The 17301-nt window shown below is 55.4% G+C and carries 14 protein-coding genes; 4 read left to right on the top strand and 10 right to left on the bottom strand.

The genetic code is table 11. The features are described 5' to 3' along the window. Nucleotides 1–55 precede the first annotated feature (55 nt). Complete coding sequence (locus DTL42_RS18815; RefSeq protein ID WP_114370863.1) at nucleotides 56–502, top strand: glycosyltransferase; 447 nt, start codon at nucleotides 56–58, stop codon at nucleotides 500–502. 553 nt (nucleotides 503–1055) lie between these two features. Here DTL42_RS18815 and DTL42_RS18825 read toward each other — a convergent pair. Further along, the gene (locus DTL42_RS18825) at nucleotides 1056–1532 is read right to left on the bottom strand and encodes a hypothetical protein (RefSeq protein ID WP_114370867.1); all 477 of its coding nucleotides are present in this window, start codon (nucleotides 1530–1532) and stop codon (nucleotides 1056–1058) included. Nucleotides 1533–3251: 1719 nt separating this feature from the next. Between DTL42_RS18825 and DTL42_RS18840 the strand changes: the two genes are divergently transcribed. Next, nucleotides 3252–3755: a macro domain-containing protein gene (locus DTL42_RS18840; protein ID WP_234824272.1), complete on the top strand. Its 504-nt coding sequence runs from the start codon at nucleotides 3252–3254 to the stop codon at nucleotides 3753–3755. 135 nt (nucleotides 3756–3890) lie between these two features. On the opposite strand, the gene DTL42_RS18845 is transcribed toward DTL42_RS18840, so the two are convergent. The 8 genes from DTL42_RS18845 to DTL42_RS18880 all read right to left on the bottom strand — a co-directional run bounded on the left by DTL42_RS18845 (nucleotide 3891) and on the right by DTL42_RS18880 (nucleotide 12696). Continuing rightward, nucleotides 3891–4400 carry a macro domain-containing protein gene (locus DTL42_RS18845; RefSeq protein ID WP_114370874.1) on the bottom strand — a complete coding sequence of 170 codons (510 nt, stop codon included), beginning with the start codon at nucleotides 4398–4400 and terminating at the stop codon, nucleotides 3891–3893. Between the two features lie 163 nt (nucleotides 4401–4563). Further along, nucleotides 4564–5889 (bottom strand): hypothetical protein, encoded by a 1326-nt coding sequence (locus DTL42_RS18850; protein WP_114370876.1) that lies wholly within the window; start codon nucleotides 5887–5889, stop codon nucleotides 4564–4566. Nucleotides 5890–6321: 432 nt separating this feature from the next. Next, nucleotides 6322–7407, bottom strand: a complete 1086-nt coding sequence (locus DTL42_RS18855) for a Gfo/Idh/MocA family protein (protein ID WP_114370878.1) — start codon at nucleotides 7405–7407, stop codon at nucleotides 6322–6324. A 139-nt stretch (nucleotides 7408–7546) separates the two neighbouring features. Continuing rightward, on the bottom strand, nucleotides 7547–8584 hold the full coding sequence (locus DTL42_RS18860; RefSeq protein WP_158545459.1) for a CPBP family intramembrane glutamic endopeptidase: 1038 nt from the start codon (nucleotides 8582–8584) through the stop codon (nucleotides 7547–7549). Nucleotides 8585–8594: 10 nt separating this feature from the next. After that, nucleotides 8595–9227, bottom strand: coding sequence for a CDP-diacylglycerol--glycerol-3-phosphate 3-phosphatidyltransferase (gene pgsA, locus DTL42_RS18865; protein ID WP_114370882.1), 633 nt, complete (start codon nucleotides 9225–9227; stop codon nucleotides 8595–8597). 395 nt (nucleotides 9228–9622) lie between these two features. Continuing rightward, on the bottom strand, nucleotides 9623–11044 hold the full coding sequence (gene rimO / locus DTL42_RS18870) for a 30S ribosomal protein S12 methylthiotransferase RimO (RefSeq protein WP_114370899.1): 1422 nt from the start codon (nucleotides 11042–11044) through the stop codon (nucleotides 9623–9625). A gap of 137 nt (nucleotides 11045–11181) precedes the next feature. Further along, complete coding sequence (locus DTL42_RS18875) at nucleotides 11182–11994, bottom strand: hypothetical protein (protein WP_114370901.1); 813 nt, start codon at nucleotides 11992–11994, stop codon at nucleotides 11182–11184. Then, nucleotides 11995–12696: a PTS sugar transporter subunit IIA gene (locus DTL42_RS18880; protein WP_114370903.1), complete on the bottom strand. Its 702-nt coding sequence runs from the start codon at nucleotides 12694–12696 to the stop codon at nucleotides 11995–11997. It lies immediately after the preceding gene. Between the two features lie 512 nt (nucleotides 12697–13208). On the opposite strand from DTL42_RS18880, the gene DTL42_RS18885 reads away from it, so the two are divergent. Beyond that, the gene (locus DTL42_RS18885; RefSeq protein WP_114370905.1) at nucleotides 13209–14744 is read left to right on the top strand and encodes a Mur ligase family protein; all 1536 of its coding nucleotides are present in this window, start codon (nucleotides 13209–13211) and stop codon (nucleotides 14742–14744) included. Nucleotides 14745–15129: 385 nt separating this feature from the next. Next, nucleotides 15130–15990: a hypothetical protein gene (locus DTL42_RS18890; RefSeq protein WP_114370907.1), complete on the top strand. Its 861-nt coding sequence runs from the start codon at nucleotides 15130–15132 to the stop codon at nucleotides 15988–15990. Nucleotides 15991–16265: 275 nt separating this feature from the next. Here DTL42_RS18890 and DTL42_RS18895 read toward each other — a convergent pair whose 3' ends face one another. Further along, nucleotides 16266–17237, bottom strand: coding sequence for a nitrilase family protein (locus tag DTL42_RS18895; protein WP_114370909.1), 972 nt, complete (start codon nucleotides 17235–17237; stop codon nucleotides 16266–16268). Nucleotides 17238–17301: the final 64 nt, after the last annotated feature.

The raw sequence follows: 17301 nt of genomic DNA on the forward strand, positions 1-17301 counted from the left end.
AATCTAAATCACATCTCGGATCTCTTCACTCGCGTGATCTTCTGGTACATTCGTCATGGTCAGTCCTCGGTTCTGGTTGGTTGATGTTCGTAATCAAATCCATACCAGAGCCAGAGCTGGCTCTCAATTGAGCGCATTAATTAGGACGTTATCAACCTTTGGGAGGGTCGCGGCCGAGGCGATGATGAACGGGATCCTCGTTGTTGGCAGCAATCGCGGTGCCCTGCCTGAAGTGATTGGCGACGGAGGAATCCCCCTGGAAATTCCTGAGCGAATTACGCCTAGCTCCCGCGAGTTGATTACAGCGGAAGAGCTTGTAGCTTGGGGCGACGCCATCACACGTCTGTGGGATGATCAAAGTTTACGCCAGAAAATGACGAGAATTGCGAAAGTGCGATCGGAGAATTGGTCGGTCGAGCAAATCCTGGCAGACTTTGAGTTGCTCGTGGAGAGCTTGGAGTGCTCACCAAATCCTGATCCATCCGTTATGAAAGATCCATAGCCCAATGACCTTCACCCCAAACTTGATCCAATTAGGCGACCGGGAAATGGGGAATGGGCCAAGGAGAACGCAGGTTAGGGCTTCGACCTTCTTCCCGTGACCACCGAAAGAGAGAATCCCCAAAGCCAATCTTCTGCTTGCTAGACCAGATTGGCCCGTACCCTGTTCCGCTCGACGTATTGGCAGACGATCAAAAAGTGATCGTCGTCGGCAACTGGAAAGCTCTTGAAGCGGGACTGAAAAAAGTGACCTTCGCCAGAGGTAGGATAGTGAGCATGGTGGTGCTACTTATGCGTGGCTGTAACTCACCGCAGATTCGCCCCACCATGCCATCGTCGGCGGGCCGAAGCACCACGTGCCGGTGATTGGGCCTCAGCGTTAACTCCGACCGTTCGACAGGGGACCGCTGCAAGCCTTCACCCAACACGTGAAGTAACGCTTCGTAGTCCTCCGCCCTGCGAAAAATCACCTGCCGGGCATTGCTCCGATTGAGGGCGGGATAGATCGAATCTCCCTCGTCTCCTTTCCTTCGCCCCAGCTCGCTGACAATCTTCTAACGCCACCACTCTCGGTCACGTACCAAAATTTCATTCAGAGCCATATGACTGGGAAGCTGTTCAATTGTGTCAATGTCATCGTAGAATTTTCCAGCGTATTTCTCCGGGACAGAAAATAGTACGCCGAATTCCTTGTCAACGATAATGTATCCGTGAATAACGAGTGTAGTGGCTGCCATTTCTCGCAACTTGCCGACGGTTATTCCGGGGTAAAACTTCTGCCGGTATCGCCCCGCGTAAGGAGGCCTACAAGTGACGCCAATGATCCGATTTCCCTCGTCATGTACGAAAGATAGGCCAACGTGTTCAAGCGTAACTTGCGTGCACAAGAAGTCGCCGACAACATACTTGAGGCAAGAAAATCGATTGTGAGTCTTGTCAAGTAAGTTAAGGACTTCGCGTGAGTCACTGCCGAGTTGAATTCCACCAATTGATTCGGCTGCGATAATATCTGCGTTGATATCGGGAGTCATAATTGCTTGTCGCTAGTCCTGTAGGCTGGGTTAGCGAAAGCGTAACCAAGCGATCTCAATCCGCGTGGTACTGCATCACCGGCAGGCTACTTCCTGTTTCGGATTTGGCTTTGCGATTGTATCGTAGAGTAACCGTCCGGCCAACCTTTCAATTACCCTCAACTTCTATTTCACTCTGGGGAATTTGTCGGTACGGTTGGCGTCTTGGGCGTTTAGCCAGGGTGCCATGTTCACGTCTTCGTGAGCATGTTGTTAACGCGTAATCGCAGGAAGGTCGTTGCCCATTTGTCTTCATTGCTACCAAGGAGACCCAAAGCGTGATGAATCCAGGTCTCGTGAAAGACCTTGCCGCACGGCTCGGATGGCCAGAACCGGAATTCTTTCGATATACGTTACCGCCTAAATTCGCTAGGGAACATGGCAAGAAGACTTTTGAGTGGGCTGAGTGCAACGCCAGACTGGGCTTAAAGTTGCAAATCAATTGCATGCCTCGCTCAAACGTTAAATATACTCTCTGTGCTTACGCATTGCGATTTAGGATATGCAGCGGATGGCGAGGAGTGAAGCTGTATGGCGACCCTAGCAGGCGTCAGACAGAGATTGATCGAATCTTGCCTTATTATGAATTTGCCAATTTTACGGATGCGAATCGCAGGAAATCTTATCGCTTGCGTTATCCATATGTACGTGGATACACTGCGGCTAGGATCTCAGCGGAGGGGACTTTGCACTTTGACTAGCCACGGCGGCGGGTGGCACTGGCGAATGAAACCTCTTTGTGTGCCACGGTGCCTCTGGCCCGTGCCTGGGAAGCAGGGACATGCCCAACCAGGTAATCAAGCTGCCAGGGTCAGACTGTTTTCGGCTGCTTTGGAATCCGTGGCCAGTTTGCCGCTAGCTGTCGTGGACTTCAGAGAAGCGAAACGGCATCCAAACCCGGGCAAGATGCCCGGAGCACCCGGCGTGTTCGCAATCAACGTTCTGCTTAAGCTCGTGCCATTTGTGTCAGGACTCGTTTTCTCCGCTTATGAATGCTTGCAATTGGTTAAATGAAGCAGAACAGCACTGGGTCGAAAATCGTGGCTATGAGGCCGGAGTTCTGATTTGTTCACATCTTCCCATTTCGGCACAGCCATTTTGGGCCGCCCGAATTCTTCGATTGGTCATGGAGAAGTCTGGTGTGTCGAATCCCTTACTGACTGAAGTTGAACAGGCTGCTTTGACAACGCAAAAATGGAGCAGCGGTCACCGGTTGTTTTCGAAAGTAAGGGACATTACTCTCCAGCATGACAGGAATTCAAGAAGGGCACTGGAAGATGACATTCTGTCGTATGTACTAGCAGTGGCAGAGCAAACAGCAAAGGTTACCTACAATGCAACTTCGCCATTCGACGCATTTGATGACGATTCTTGTGAATGGGTCGTTGCGATGCTACGAGGGGTCGTGTCGTGCTACAGTGACGACAGGTTTGGCGAACAAGCATGGCAAGTCGTGTGCAACGGAATAAAATTGTCGTAGACCAGACGCCATCTCGTTTTCTGTGTCACGAACTTTAGCGGGGTAACGCCACGCTGATTGCGCCATGATGGGTAATCTGCCACGGTGCCATGTTCACGTCTGCCGGGTGATTTGACTCATTAGAGTGAGTAGAAAATTGTCTGCAGCTGCTCATGCTCATGAAGACATGAGCATGGCACCCTGGCAATGATTTGCAAGTTGTGAATAGCGTAACCCAATTGGTTGAGGACGAAACTTTGAATGTCACGGTAATCCAAGGCGATCTTCTTGACCAAGATGTGGACGTAATCGTCAACGCTTGGAATCGAAATATCATTCCGTGGTGGCTGCTGCTTCCCCAAGGCGTCTCTGGTGCGATCAAAAAACGTGGCGGCACTGGCCCTTTTAAGGAAGTGGCAAAGCATGGGCCAATGCCACTAGGGACAGCCGTGCTGACATCCGCTGGAAAACTACCCTTTAAGGGCATCATCCACGTTGCCGGGATCAACATGCTGTGGCGGGCTTCGGAAAGGTCGATCCGTAATTCTGTTCGTAATGCAATCGAAGTCGCCAATGATAACAACTTCCAGTCCATTGCCTTTCCCCTAATCGGAGCCGGTTCAGGCGGCTTCAATCAGGCGAAGGCAAAGGAAATTATGCTAGACGAAATGCAAAAGTTGGAATCGTCCGTGCATGTCTGGGTCGTTGAGTTCAAGAAGCACTGAGAAACAAGCCTCAATAGTTCAAAACACCTCATCCTGCCAGCAGCATAGGGGGCCGTCTCGAAGCACCAAGCCCTGCGAGGTTTTCTATCTAAGCCCGTGGTCCGAATAATGGGGTCCACTTCACTATTCTAGTCGCTACCGGTCTCCATCAATTCCTTGGCGCAGTTGCTCGACAACTTCGTCGCTGCGGACAACAATTGTAACGCTTAACGAGGAAAAACGTTCGTCGGCGATGCCTGCCACGGCGTGGCCAAAGTCTTGGATGGATAGAGGACCATAGCCGGTGGCCAGCGTGGGGGAAGTAACCGTTTTCGCGCCCAGTTCGACTGCGGCTTTCAGGGCCGAGGTGAACGTCTGCCGTACGAGTTCGATCGAGGAATCGTAAAACGGATCGATTGCCACAGCGTGTAAGATATGTCGAAATGGCAAGCCGTAGGCACCGGTGTGCAGGATCGAACCAGGTGGAACCGCCGCGACCTTTAGCTCGCTTAACTGATCATGCAGATCACGCTGAATCACCTCACCACAAGCTGCGAGAATCGCTCCGTTCACTCCGCCAGAAAGATTCAACCAAGGATTCGCGGTTGCAATCAATAAATCTGCCGGATACAGAAGGACGTCGCCAACTTGGATGTCGATGTTCATGTTGCTGTCATGCAATGGGTAACGATTTGATCCACTTGTTTCAGCTTACATGACTGCCCAGCAAAAACAAAAAGGATGTCATCCAGCCAGATTCGGGATGACATCCTAGGGTTATTCGCTGCCAGCAAAGTGCTGGCGTGCGTGGTGGGATGCAGGGCGTTGATTACGTTGCCGTCACCCCAGGCGTTTTGCTGTGGGCGTTTTGGGGGAAGTCGAATGTAAGCACGAATGGTTCGTTGCCGGTGTTTTCGATTTCCACACCGCCGCCTGACAGTGCGGCTTGGGTGATGAAGCCGATTTCGGGATAGATCTCGCCGAGAACCATATCTTGGTGATAACGCACTTCGTACTTGCCGACGCGACCACTACCGCCGTTGGTGTGGAAAATGGTCGGGCACTCTGGGCTGAAGGTCGTTTTGGCACCTGGGGCTAAGATGAGCCGGAGGATCGAACACTTCTGGTCGCCGAGTAAATCGCCGTAAACAATCCACTTGGCGTCGACCCCTTCGCCACTGAATTCTTCCGCGGTGATGGCCGGGCGCGAATTCTTTTTGACGAAGTCGGGATCTTGGTTGGCGGCAAAGTCGAACTTTTCGACCAGGTAATCCCAGTCTTCGTGCCGCGACGCAGGGTAGTCTTCTTCGCGGCAAGCATAAAAAGCTGCCTCGGCACTGATACGCCCGTCGAGGGTCACGTCTTCGGCCAGGAAGTGCTCGTCCATGGTGACGTGCAGTTCGTGGGTGCACAGGTCGGTGGGGGAATGCAAAACACCGTTCGGCATCGTGAAGCCGTCATCCAACTTCATCATGACATGGGGTGCCAAGTGACGGATGCCGTTGTATTCGCCTTGGCCGAATCCCTTCATGCAAGCCAGGAAATCATCTTTCGTCACGAAAGAGTACAGCCCCATCGCCGTGGTGTGATAGTGCGAAGGACAGACCCCAGGGTTATCGTAAGAGTTGATGTCGTAAACTTCCCACTTAGCCCAGTGAAGGTGATCTGGAATCGGATTCAGGTTGTCGAACTTCTTCGACACAATCGGCCACGTGGGATTGCCGAACATCTCCTTCGAGAAAGCGGTGACCTTTTCACCAATGACCGCCTCAGGGTTGGCGGTGATCAAATCTTGCAGCGAGATCACCTGGCCTTCTGCTGTCAGGACGTGCGCTTCCCCTTCACGAAATGGGGCTTTGTTCGTGCGGGTATCGATCACGCCGGTCACGATAGGCACGGTGCAGCACATCCAAACTTCATCGAGGCCAGTTCCGCCCATGTAGTCTGGATAGTACGACTTTTCTTCCAGGCGAAGACGTTTGCCAGGGCTGCAAAACGTGCGACCGGCATAACGGTGCAAAAGTGGCAACACACCGCCGTACTTGTTAAGCGTGCTTTCAAGTACCGTAGTGATGCCGTCGCCGGCTCCGTCGATTACATCTTGCTGGGGGTACTCGTGTAGTTTATCTGCGAGAATCGAGGGATTAGCAGCCATGAACCTATTTTCCTAAAGGGGCAAAAAGCGTCTCTGTTCCCCAAAAATCGGGAGAGACGAATGGTGTTTTCGTCTGGGCAATACGAAACCAGGCGGGGGGACAAAGGAATTTGTCAAAGTTATATCAAAATGAGGGGGGCCAGGGGAAGCTGTGCCGATGTGAATGCCAGCAAGGGCATTCAAGATTTGTTGCGCGCGCAATTGAAAATTGGCCAGGCGCAGAGCTAAGAATTTCACCCTACCAGTCGCATGCGTCTCGACGACCCAGAGTTTGCGAAGCTTGGGGTCTGGGTCCCATGTTCACATCTTCGTGAGCATGGGAAGCAGAAAACGCATGCCAACAAAGTTTACGGCACGGCACCCCAGGGGCCGTTCAAGCCCTGCGTTACGACAACGTGTTCATCAAAACGCACACCTGGGGCATATGGCCCACTACTTCCCTGGCGACCAGCCTTTTAAATCGGGGTCTTTGGGCAGGGGAAAGTCAACGCGCTGGCCGGTGGCGGCGGCTTGGTAGATGGCCAGGATGACTTCGACCGAACGCCGCCCTTCAGGGCCGTTGATCGCGGGTTCGCGGTCTTCTTGGACGGCGGCCAACAGGTCTTCAAACTGGGCGCGGTGGCCGTGGTGCCCGATGGCTTTGGGGTCGGCCGCGCCGCCGCCTGTTTCGGTCTTGCCGGCTAGGCGGGCTTTGATCGCTTCGTCTTCGTCGGTGGGCTCGGCGAAGTCCCATGTTTTGATGTCTTCTTCTTCCATCACGGCGGTTCCCTTGGTGCCGTGAACTTCAATCCGTTTGAGGTAGCCAGGGTAAACGGCCGTGCTGGCTTCGATCGTCCCTAGGGCACCGTTTTTGAATTTAAGCGAAGCGACCGCCACGTCTTCGACCTCGATCCGCTCGTGCCCGATCAGCGAGCAGTTGGCCGTGATCGAAGCGACGTCACCCATCAGCCAGCACAGCAAATCGACGCTATGAATGGCCTGATTCATCAGCGCGCCACCGCCGTCCAACTGCCAAGTGCCGCGCCACGCGCCGCTGTCGTAATATTCTTGCGTGCGGAACCATTTGACGTAGGCGTCGCCCAGAGAAAGCGTGCCGAAACGACCTTCTTCGATCGCTTTTTTCATTTCGGTGGCTGGGCCATGGAAACGGCTGGGGAAGATGGTTGCCAGCTTCACGTTGTTCTCGCGACAAGCTTCGATCATCGCATCGCAGCGGGCCAGCGTTACGTCGAGCGGTTTCTCGACGATGACATGCTTGCCTGCTTTGGCCGCAGCAACGCATGGTTCCATGTGGGCCCCGCTGGCCGTGCCGATGGTGATGACGTGAATGTCTGGATTGGCCAGCATCTCGTCCAGGCTTTCGTAAGCTGTAATGCCATGCTTGGCGGCGAACTCTTGGGCCTTTTCAGGCGTGCGGTTATAGCAGCCGACCAGCTTCGCATCGGCGATGTCGGCGATTGCCCGTGCGTGAAATTCCGCGATCATGCCAGTGCCGATAATGCCAAAACCAAACGCCATTCGTCTTCACTCCGCTGGGGTGCTGATGCTGGATACTCTGTCAGAAATGGGACACGTCCTGTTGGCCAGCAACGCAACCAGGAACAAGTCTCCTGATTCCCTTTTCATGGTCGGCATTATACGAAGAGGGAGGCGACAATTAAACCGGCGGTGTGCCAGCTTCGTCCCCCAGCAAGATCTGCAGCAGAAGCAGCACCATCGATTGCCCGTTCAACATAAAGTGAACGACGAAGCTGGCCGTCATGGTGCGTGTTCTTTGAAAGACGTAGCCCAGCCCCAAGGCCAGGAAGAACAACGGAATCGGCGCCGCCCCTTGCCCAAAGTGCATCATGGCGAATAGGCCTGAACTAATCAGGATCGGCACCGCTTGAAACCGTGGCGTGTAGGTCGCAACCGCTGCGGAGGTGGCAGTTGTCCCGTCACGATACAGTGCCGGTGGAGCATAAGGATTGGGGGCCGATTCCAGGGCGAACGACTCGGCATCGCTCAGCGGCTTCACGATTTCTTCTGCGCCGGCGGGCGCAATGGAATCGATTGGTGGAGCGTTGACTAAGTGATCTTCTAGCCAGCCTTGCACGACCAAGCGAAAGATAAACTCTTCGGTCACCGGAGCAATCAGCACGGCCGAGACCAACACCGGCACCAACACATTCCACTGCGGGTCTTTGACCATCATATCGATCAAAGGATGCTCGTACGGCGTGAGATAAGACACAAGGATCTGAATGATGACCACCGGCACACAAAGGGCACAAAAGGCCAGCACACCCACGCGGACATCTTGCAGAAATTGGCTCTCGGACCTACCAAAGAACATGCTTGCTCCGCCGAGGGCCACCACGGTTCCGGCCAGCAGAAAACAGATGAGCGATTGGATGATCATCTGGGCCCAGATGGCGACTGAACGTGACTCTAAATGTGGTTTGGCGGCTTCCGGTTCCGCATATTGGATGAGGACTGCGGCAGTGTTCAGGACGAGCACAATCGCCAGCAGCACGCTGAGAACCAGCATCGCGATATTGGTGGCACCACGCTGCGAAAGGGGTATCGATCGTTGAGCCAAGATCGGCTGGCCAGACTTGAGCTGCCGGAAGACATAAAGCCAAACCCAAGCAGCGGTCGAGATCAGTACGACGGTATAGGTAAAAATGGCCAGGCCAGCGAGCGATTCCAACACGATTTCTCGCTTATGGGGTGGAAGAGGTCTTTCCTGAACGAATAAAGCGTAGGGCATCGCCAATATAAATGGTTCCCGATGCCAGTGTCAGGCCTATCGTCCCCCACAGGATGAAATTAAACAGATAGACAAACCAAGTCGCTTCCAGCCCGGCCAGCCCGTACCAAGTGGTAACGCCCTGCCCTGCATGCAAACCAAGCGTCAGCATCGAGAGAATCGCCGATGCGCACTGGAGAACCATTTTCCATTTACCCGGCCAATTGGCCGAGAAATCGCCCCCATGCTGTTCGACGAAGCTGCGAATGACCGTCACCAGCATCTCGCGCCCCATTACCACCACAGCTACCCAAGCCGCGATGCCCGAGCCTGGCATGGCAACCAGAAACACAAACGTGCCGCAGATGATGATCTTGTCGACAAACGGATCGAAGATGCGTCCGAACTGGGTCACTTGGTTGTAGCGGCGCGCCCAATAACCGTCGATCCAATCGGTGGAAACCGCCAAAATAAAGATCGCCAGGGCGGCCCAAATCTGGTTCAGCGGCAGCAGTACGAACGCCACGATCGAAAGAATGAAACGGATACCGGTCAGCGTGTTCGGAACGTTGACAATCACGTTGGAAGGGATCGGCTTGTCAGACATGAGAGGGCTTCGCTGCTATCGAATAATGGTCGTCGGGGGAACTCAAAAGAAAAGGTACCGCATTGTTTCTTAGCTCTGAAAAATGTTTTCCCGGGTGCCATGCCGTCGTCTTCGTCGGCATGTCTCATCGTTTAAGAGAGATTGTCACCGCCGAGAAAGGGAAAGAGCATTGCAGAAACAAGAGCTTGTGTGCCACTGGCATCTTGCCAGTGCTGCCCTGCTAATCTGGTACCTACTTCACACGGGCAAAATGCCCGTGGCACACAGATTTCTATTCCCTCGTTTTTTCACGAAACACCTTCGTGGCTCTAGGATCTCTGTGGCAAAAATCTCCTCTTGCAAACCATGTCAACGAAAACGGTGGCATGGCTCTTGATCAATTCAAGGGGCAACCGTTACTTGGCGGGGCCATTGGCGACACCAACCAGGTCGTAGTCTTTGTACATTACAATTTCGGTCGGGACGATATCCCCTGGCTTCAAGCCTTTGGCGGTGACATACGTCACGCAGTCGACATCAGGAGCGTCGGCTTTGGTGCGCCCGATCCAGGCGGTCTTTTCGCCTGGGACCGGCTGATCGATGATGACGTCCATCGTCTGGCCAACCTTGGCTTCGTTGTGCGCGAAGACGATTTCCTGCTGAATGGCCATCAAGTGTTCGCGCCGCTGTTCCATGAGCTCTTCTGGAAGATGATCGTCCAGCTTGACTGCTGGGGTCCCCTCTTCCTTCGAGTAAGTGAACACGCCCACGCGTTCGAACCGCTGCTTCTCGATGAAGTCGGCCAGTTCCAGGAACTGCTCGTCCGTTTCGCCCGGGAAGCCGGTGATGAATGTCGTCCGAATGTTGAGGTCTGGCATCACGTCGCGCATCATGCCGACCAGTTCTTCGGTGCTGCTACGCGTCACGCGGCGCGACATGCGGCGGAGCATCGTGTCGTTTATGTGCTGCAAGGGAATGTCGACATACGGGACGATCTTGTCGCAGCCAGCGATCGTTTCCATTAGCGGGCGATCGACGTACATCGGATAGAAGTACATCAAACGAATCCAATCGATCCCCTGCACTTGGTTCAATTTGGAAAGCAGCTCGGCCAGGCGTGGTTCGCCGTACAGATCCATGCCGTAGTAGGTGGTATCTTGAGCAACGACGATCAGCTCGCGCACGCCGTCGGCGGCTAGTTCTTCCGCTTCGGCGATCACTTCTTCCATTGGCTTGGTGGCATGCTTGCCGCGCATCTTCGGAATCGCGCAGAACGTACAAAGCCGGTCGCACCCTTCGGAAATCTTCAGGTACGAAAAATGGCGCGGCGTGATTCGCAGGCGTTCGCGATCGCTTAGCGCGCGGACCGGGGCCGGGCGAAAGACGCTGCGTTGTTCTTCCAGGTTGCCTACCAGGCGGTCGGCAACGCGGGTGATTTCTTCCCGACCGAACACGCCCACAATTTGGTCGATCTCTGGGCAGGTTTCCAGCAAGGCATCTTTCTGCCGCTCGGCCAGGCAGCCAGAGACGATCACCCCTTTGATTTTCCCTTGTCGCTTCAGTTCCAGCATCTCGTTGATGGCGGCGAACGACTCGTCGCGGGCTCGCTCGATGAAGCCGCACGTGTTGATCACAACAAAGTCGGAACCTTCTGTATCTTGGGTTAGCTGGTAGCCGTCTTTGTTCAGCAGGCCCAGCATCCGCTCGCTATCGACCAGATTCTTCGGGCAACCGAGGCTGATAAACGAATACCGCCCCCGGGCCTCGCCTGAGTCGCCCGATTGACCGGCGGCAGAAGGTTGAGGAGTGTTCGGATCGATAATGGGCAAACTGGTCATGAAGTTTGGATTGGGAAATGGAAGTATCGTAGGGTGCGTCTTGACGCACCAGAATTTGCTTGGACGCTTCGCATTGTGTGGCTGGGCAGACGCACCCTGCCTAATCGATGTCGCCACATTGCAAAGAACGCCTCATCCTACCGCTTGCCCGCCCGATTGACGAGGGGCAAAATGCCGCAATCTCCTTGTGGAATCAAGAGTTGGGCCACATCGGCCAGCGAAAATGGCTGCCCCAAAATTGCGGTGACGCCGCAAGAATGACCCTTTTGCCAGTCCTCCCAGGTCGGCGCACCGACACAAAGCAGCTTGGGGATGTCCCCGGCGTGGCGAAATGCCTCGGCAATCGCCGGAAACTCGGCGCGATCGGTACTTGCTACGATCGCCACCATCCCCACCCATGAAGAGTCTGGCGGCTGATCAAGCTCGGCCCAAGTTGCCGTCATTCCTAACGCTTGGCAGGCCGAGGCCAGCAAACCGAAGTCGGCCGCCGTTAAGGCATAGATTCCCACTTCGCCTCCCTCCGCCGAGCGGGACACGTCGCTTAGCAAGGCCAGCGCTCGTTCCTGCGGGGAAGAGGTCGCTGGAATGGGTGGCCCGCCGGTCGATTGCAGCAGGCTCGGCAGGCGGTAAGGGGCTTCGTACCACGCGATGCGCTCGATCCCCGCCGGCAGCGGCCAAGTGCGGGCCTCGCCGTAACACCACGGGCCATGAATTTGCACGATCTGGGCCAAAGGATTGCGGCGGCGGATTGATTCCACCTCGGCTTCCCCAAAGCGACCAGGCCGGGCCGCGCACAGTAGCACCCAAGCGAAGTTGGCCAGAGCGGCGGTCTCGTCCGACCGTTGCCAGCGAACATTGGCCAGTTTCGCTAGGGTTGGCAGCAGGCAAGAAAACTCGGCCGCTTCCAGATCGCCCAGCAGTAGTACTTCTACCGTTCGCTGATCAACCACTTACAATTCATCCTCACGGTCGCGCATCAGCTGCATGATATCGTCCGCATGGTCCGCCGCTCGGATCGCGCCAAGCAGGTTGTTGTCGTTGATAATCCGGCTTAAGCGAGCCAGCGTACGGAGGTGCGAGGGGTCGTCGATCGAGCAGATCAGAAAGAACACGTCGGTCAAAATCCCCCGACTGCCACCAAACGGAATCCCTTGATAGGTGCGCCCCATCGCCAGATAACCTTCGGCCAAGATCGTCGGCATCGGGCGACGCGGGTGAAGCAACGCCACGCCGTTGTCGAGCGCCGTCGAGTGCATGTTTTCGCGGGTGAGCACCGCCTCGATCATTTGCGGCGCGTCCCATAGCAGCCCAGCATCGGTCCCCAACTGGCAGATTTCGGTAATCACCTTTCGGGGCGAGCGGCTGGTCAGCGGGATCTTAATCGTGTTCTCGCGCAGCATCTCGCAAATGCGGACCGGCTCGTCATGCTTGCCATGCCGATCGAGCACCCCTTCGACCCGAACCAGCTCTTGCTCGTCGAACACCCCAATCCGATGTTCCAGCCAATGATGAATCTCGGCCCGCGAAAACTTCCACTTCCCGGCCACTTTACGGCCAGGAATGTCGTCGCGGCCGGCTAGTTTCTCGACCTGAGAAGGAGTCAAGTGAAGATAGGCGGCCAGGGAATCGAGATCGAAATCTTGGGTGGGCATAGTTGGTTTTGCGCGGTGTGCTAGCTGGCGTTTGAATTGATTAAATTTTTTTGGGTGGTTGCGAGGGGTGGCGAGTCCTGTAGGGTGCGTCTTGACGCACCAAGCCCTGCTTATGGGTAACCACCTATTTCTCGCGGGCAACGCGAATATTTGGGCGTTGCCACGCGATGGTTATCGGTAAGCGTCCGAGCAATTTCTGGTGCGTCAAGACGCACCCTACTCAGCTACATAGCAAACCAACAGGAACTCTTCTTTTTAAAATCCTATCCCCATTTCCCCGACGATTTGGGCAAATGGGAACTGGGTGTCGGTAAAGTCGGGTTGACTCTTGAGCCAAAATGGAAAACATTAGCTGCAGCGTCAAGCGACTGGTCCTATTTTAGGCATGTCCTCGGTCAGGAAGAACCAGGACGGGTCGTTTGCGTAAGAACTTCGGATGGATTCGAGGTTTTTCTCTCTTTTGCACCGAGCACCCGCTAGAACCGGGGCAAATATTGGCAAGGAGGCCAACGATGTCGCCATCGATTACTTCTCGTACGGGCAACTCCCGCTTAGGGGTTTCGCTGCGTAACTTGCTGCCGGAAGCTAAATTCATCGGCGCTCGCGACATTCTTGCTCGTGCTTGCTGTGCTCGCCCTGAGCATATTCTCCCTGGCGAAGTCTTTGTCGCTATCTGCGAGGATAGCGAAGATGGACACGACCAGGTCGAGGACGCTATCGAGCGTGGAGCCGCGGCGGTTGTCTCCGAGAAGCCACTCCCCGTTAGCGTGCCGGTGTGTGTGGTCTCGGACAGCCGCGAGGCATACGGCCAGTTGTGCCATGCGTTGGCCGATCAGCCGACCAACCGAATCAAAGTGATCGGTGTCACCGGAACCAACGGCAAGACAACGACTTGCCTCTTGATCAAAGCCATTCTCCAGAAAGCTGGCGCCAAAGTTGGCAGCTTGACCAGCTTAGGGTTCGACAACGGTTACGACGAACAGTCGTGGAGCCACCCCACGCCCAACCCGGCCATCATGGCCGATATGCTCTCGCGCATGCAGTACAACGGCTGCACGCATGCCGTGATCGAAGCTTCCAGCGAAGGGCTCGTCAAACAGCACTTGGCTGGCGTGCAGCTCGACGTGGCAGCTTTTACCAACATCCGCCAAAATCACATCGAACTGCACGGTTCGGCCAGAAATTATTATCGGGCCAAAAAGAAATTGCTCAAATATCTTCGCGAGACAGGCGTTGCCATTTTCAACGGCGACGATTCCAACTGTGTCCGTCTGCTAAACAAGGCGGAAGTTCCTTCCCTTTCGGTGGCGATGCACGGGGTCGGTGAAATCACCGCGACCATCATCGAGCGTCACAAGAGCGAACAAACCTTCTTGCTGACCGCCGGCAACCAGTCGGTACCGGTTTGCACGCGGATGATTGGTGACCATCACGTTTACAACTGCCTGACCGCCGCCGCCGTTTGCCTGGTTTATGGGGTCGATTTAAAGACCGTGGTCCGTGGTTTAGAATCGGTCGAGGCCTTGCCAGGCCGGATGCAGCGGATTGAATGTGGCCAATCGTTTGGTGTCTTCATCGATCAGGCCCACACCCACGATGGCCTGGCCGTCGCCCTGAAAACGCTTCGCCGCGTCACTCCTGGCCGCTTGATTTGCGTGTTGGGGGCTCACGAAACAAGTGACCGGATTAATCGCCCCCTGTTAGGCCGGGTTGCTGAACGGGGAAGCGACGTTTCGCTGATCACCTTAAGCAGTACCCATAGCCGCACCAACAGCGAAGTGGTTCACGACATCGTCGATGGCTTCGGCCGCCCTGCCAAAGCCCACGTGATTCCGAACCGCACCGAAGCAATCCGCTACGCGTTCAGCCAAGCCGAAACCGGCGATACGGTCGTCATCACCGGCCAAACCACCGAACGCCTGGTCAGCGATTGCATCGAAAAAACCGACCCCCGCGACTGCGACGTTGCCCGCGAACTGCTGTACGAAATGGTTCACGAGCAAGAAGAAGTCGAAACCGAAGCAAAGGTAATTGCGTTTCCTCGGTAGGTGCGTTGGAAGTTTTCAGCTTCCAGTGAAGCGGAAAAATCTTGTCAACGAAGTGTTGTAGGGTGCGTCTTGACGCACTAAGCCCTGCTAATGGGTAACGCCTGATTTTCACGTCGACTCTCAAATTTTAGAGCGTTGCCACGCGATGGTTATTGGTAAGCGTCCGAGCAAATTTTGGTGCGTCAAGACGCACACTACTCTGCTGGGTACCTGCTTCCCGTAGCGGCTTATTTCAGATACGCTAACTATGTAATCTATATCACATCCCCACCCCGCACAGACCATTTTTCTCTTGATCGTCGTTCGTACATTCTCCAACAGCGATCCTCCCAAACTGGTGGAACTTTGGAATCACCAGCCTGTGGCTCGGGGACTTGCCCAGCCAATGACAGTCGCGTTGTTGGAAGCCCAGGTCTTTGCCAAACCATACTTTCGCCCCCAAAACCTGTTGGTGGCCGAACAAGACGGCAAGATCGTCGGCATGGCCCACTTAGTGCCCGATGGCCCTTTGGTTGCCAGTGAGTTGCGGGGCGAAACGGCCAATTTACCGTTGGTGATCGCCGCCAACGTCCCCAATGCCACCGAAATCGAAGACGCCCTGTTTCAAGCCGCCGAGGCAATGGTCCGTGAGTCGGAAGCCAAAGTGTTGCTATTGGGGGGAACCTCAGAGCCAGGCCCCTTCTATTTCGGACTCGCCAAAGCCAGTTGCAACCGGGGGGCCTTGGTTTCCGATGCCCGCATGATGGAACTGGCCGAGCGGAGCGAAATGTCGCCGTCGACTTCGTGGCGCGTATATAGCCGGGCCCTGCGTGGTTTCCGCCCGCCGGTCGATCGCACGCAAATCACGGCCCGTCGTTCGCTGAATGTGTTGCGGGAAGACGACCCGCCGTTCGCCTCGTATCGCGAAGCATGCATCTTCATGCACCAGCACCGAACGTGTTACACCTTGGTGCAAAAGCAAGATGGGGCCGAAATCGCCCGCTTGGTGGTTGTCGAACTCGAAGCGTTCAGTCACTTACGCGGGGTGCGGATGAGTGGCATTGTCGATATCGATTCCGTGGCGACCTGCACTCAGGTACACGCCCAGTTCTTCCTTGCCGAAACGCTCCGCCAAATGGCCGAAACCGGAACGGCCGTTGTCGAAACCCAGGTCAACAGCAGCAACGACATGCTAACCGACGTCGTCGAAAAGCTGGGCTTCGAACACTACGACGAAGTCCGCATGATGGCCAAGATGCTGACCTAGCAGGCCCTCCCGGGCACCCGAAGAGAGAGGTTTTTCAGCCAGTCTGGCTAACCAATCCTTGTGTGCCACGGGCGTCTCGCCCGTGCGAAGTAAGTATCCGCTTTGGCAGCAGTTCCCGGGGCACCCAGAGAAAGCGGCTTAGCTGGCTGGTTAAAAAAAATTCTGTGTGGCACGGGCATCCTGCCCGTGGGAAGTGGGTACCGAGTTAGCAGCACAACCCAGGCAAGTTGCCCGGGACGCACGGGGTATACTGGTGCTGACTACGAAGCCAATTTCTATTCGGCTTGCTTAGTCGAGGCTTCCGAAAACCGGGCTGCTCGGGGATCGAGTTCTTGCCCGCTTCGTTCGGTCAGCACATCATACAACTCTGGTCTTCGCCCACGAATCCAACGGCGACCAGTGCATTTGTCGAGCAAGCTCAAGTCCAAGTCGGCCACCACCAAGGCATCTTCCGGCTCGGTTACCTCCGCCACGATCCGGCCATAGCAGTCCAAGATCATTGCGTTGCCGGTGCGGACTTCATCGTCATCTTGCCCAATTCCGTTGGCGAACAGCAAAAACATGCCGTTGTCGTGGGCCCGGGCTGGCAGCCACCGCAGCAGCCACTCGCGACCTTTCGGGCCGTTGACCTCGGTGCGAAGTCGCTCTGGATGGGTGTTCCGCTCGGTCCACACTTCCAAATCAATTCGTCCCATCGCGTGCGGACTTCGCGAGGCCGTTCCCCCGGTTTGATGCGGGGCCAGCAAGATATCGGCCCCCAGCAAAGCAGTCGCTCTGGCGTTCTCGACCAGGTTGTTATCCCAACAAATCAGCACGCCCAGCTTGCAGCCGAGCGGTGTTGGAAAGACCGTGTACGAGTCGCCACTGCTGAAATGAGGGCTGATAAAACAGTGCAGTTTACGATGTCGCTGCACGCCGCCGTCTGGTAGGGCCACTACGTACGTGTTGTAAATCTGCCCGTCGTCGGCAAGCTCGATCAGACCAGCCCCAACGATCATCTGATACTTCGCGGCCAATTGCACCAAAGCAACCGTCAGCGGACCCGCCGGCACCGGCTCGGCCAACGCTTCGACCTCGTCTCGCGAGAGGTTCCGCACGTGCCAATAACCGGTCAAACACATCTCCGGAAAAACAATCAACTGCACGCCCTGCTCGGCCGCTCGCTGACAAAACCGTTCGACCTGAGCCAGGTTGTACGTCTTATCCCCAGGCCGATGCTGAAACTGAACGGTTGCGGATCGAATCATGAAAAAGTCTTTGAGCAGGGAAGGAGTTTCTAGCCACCGAGTTCACAAAGAGGAGAGATTTTAA

Origin of the sequence: Bremerella cremea, assembly GCF_003335505.1 — a bacterium.
Lineage (GTDB): Bacteria > Planctomycetota > Planctomycetia > Pirellulales > Pirellulaceae > Bremerella > Bremerella cremea_A.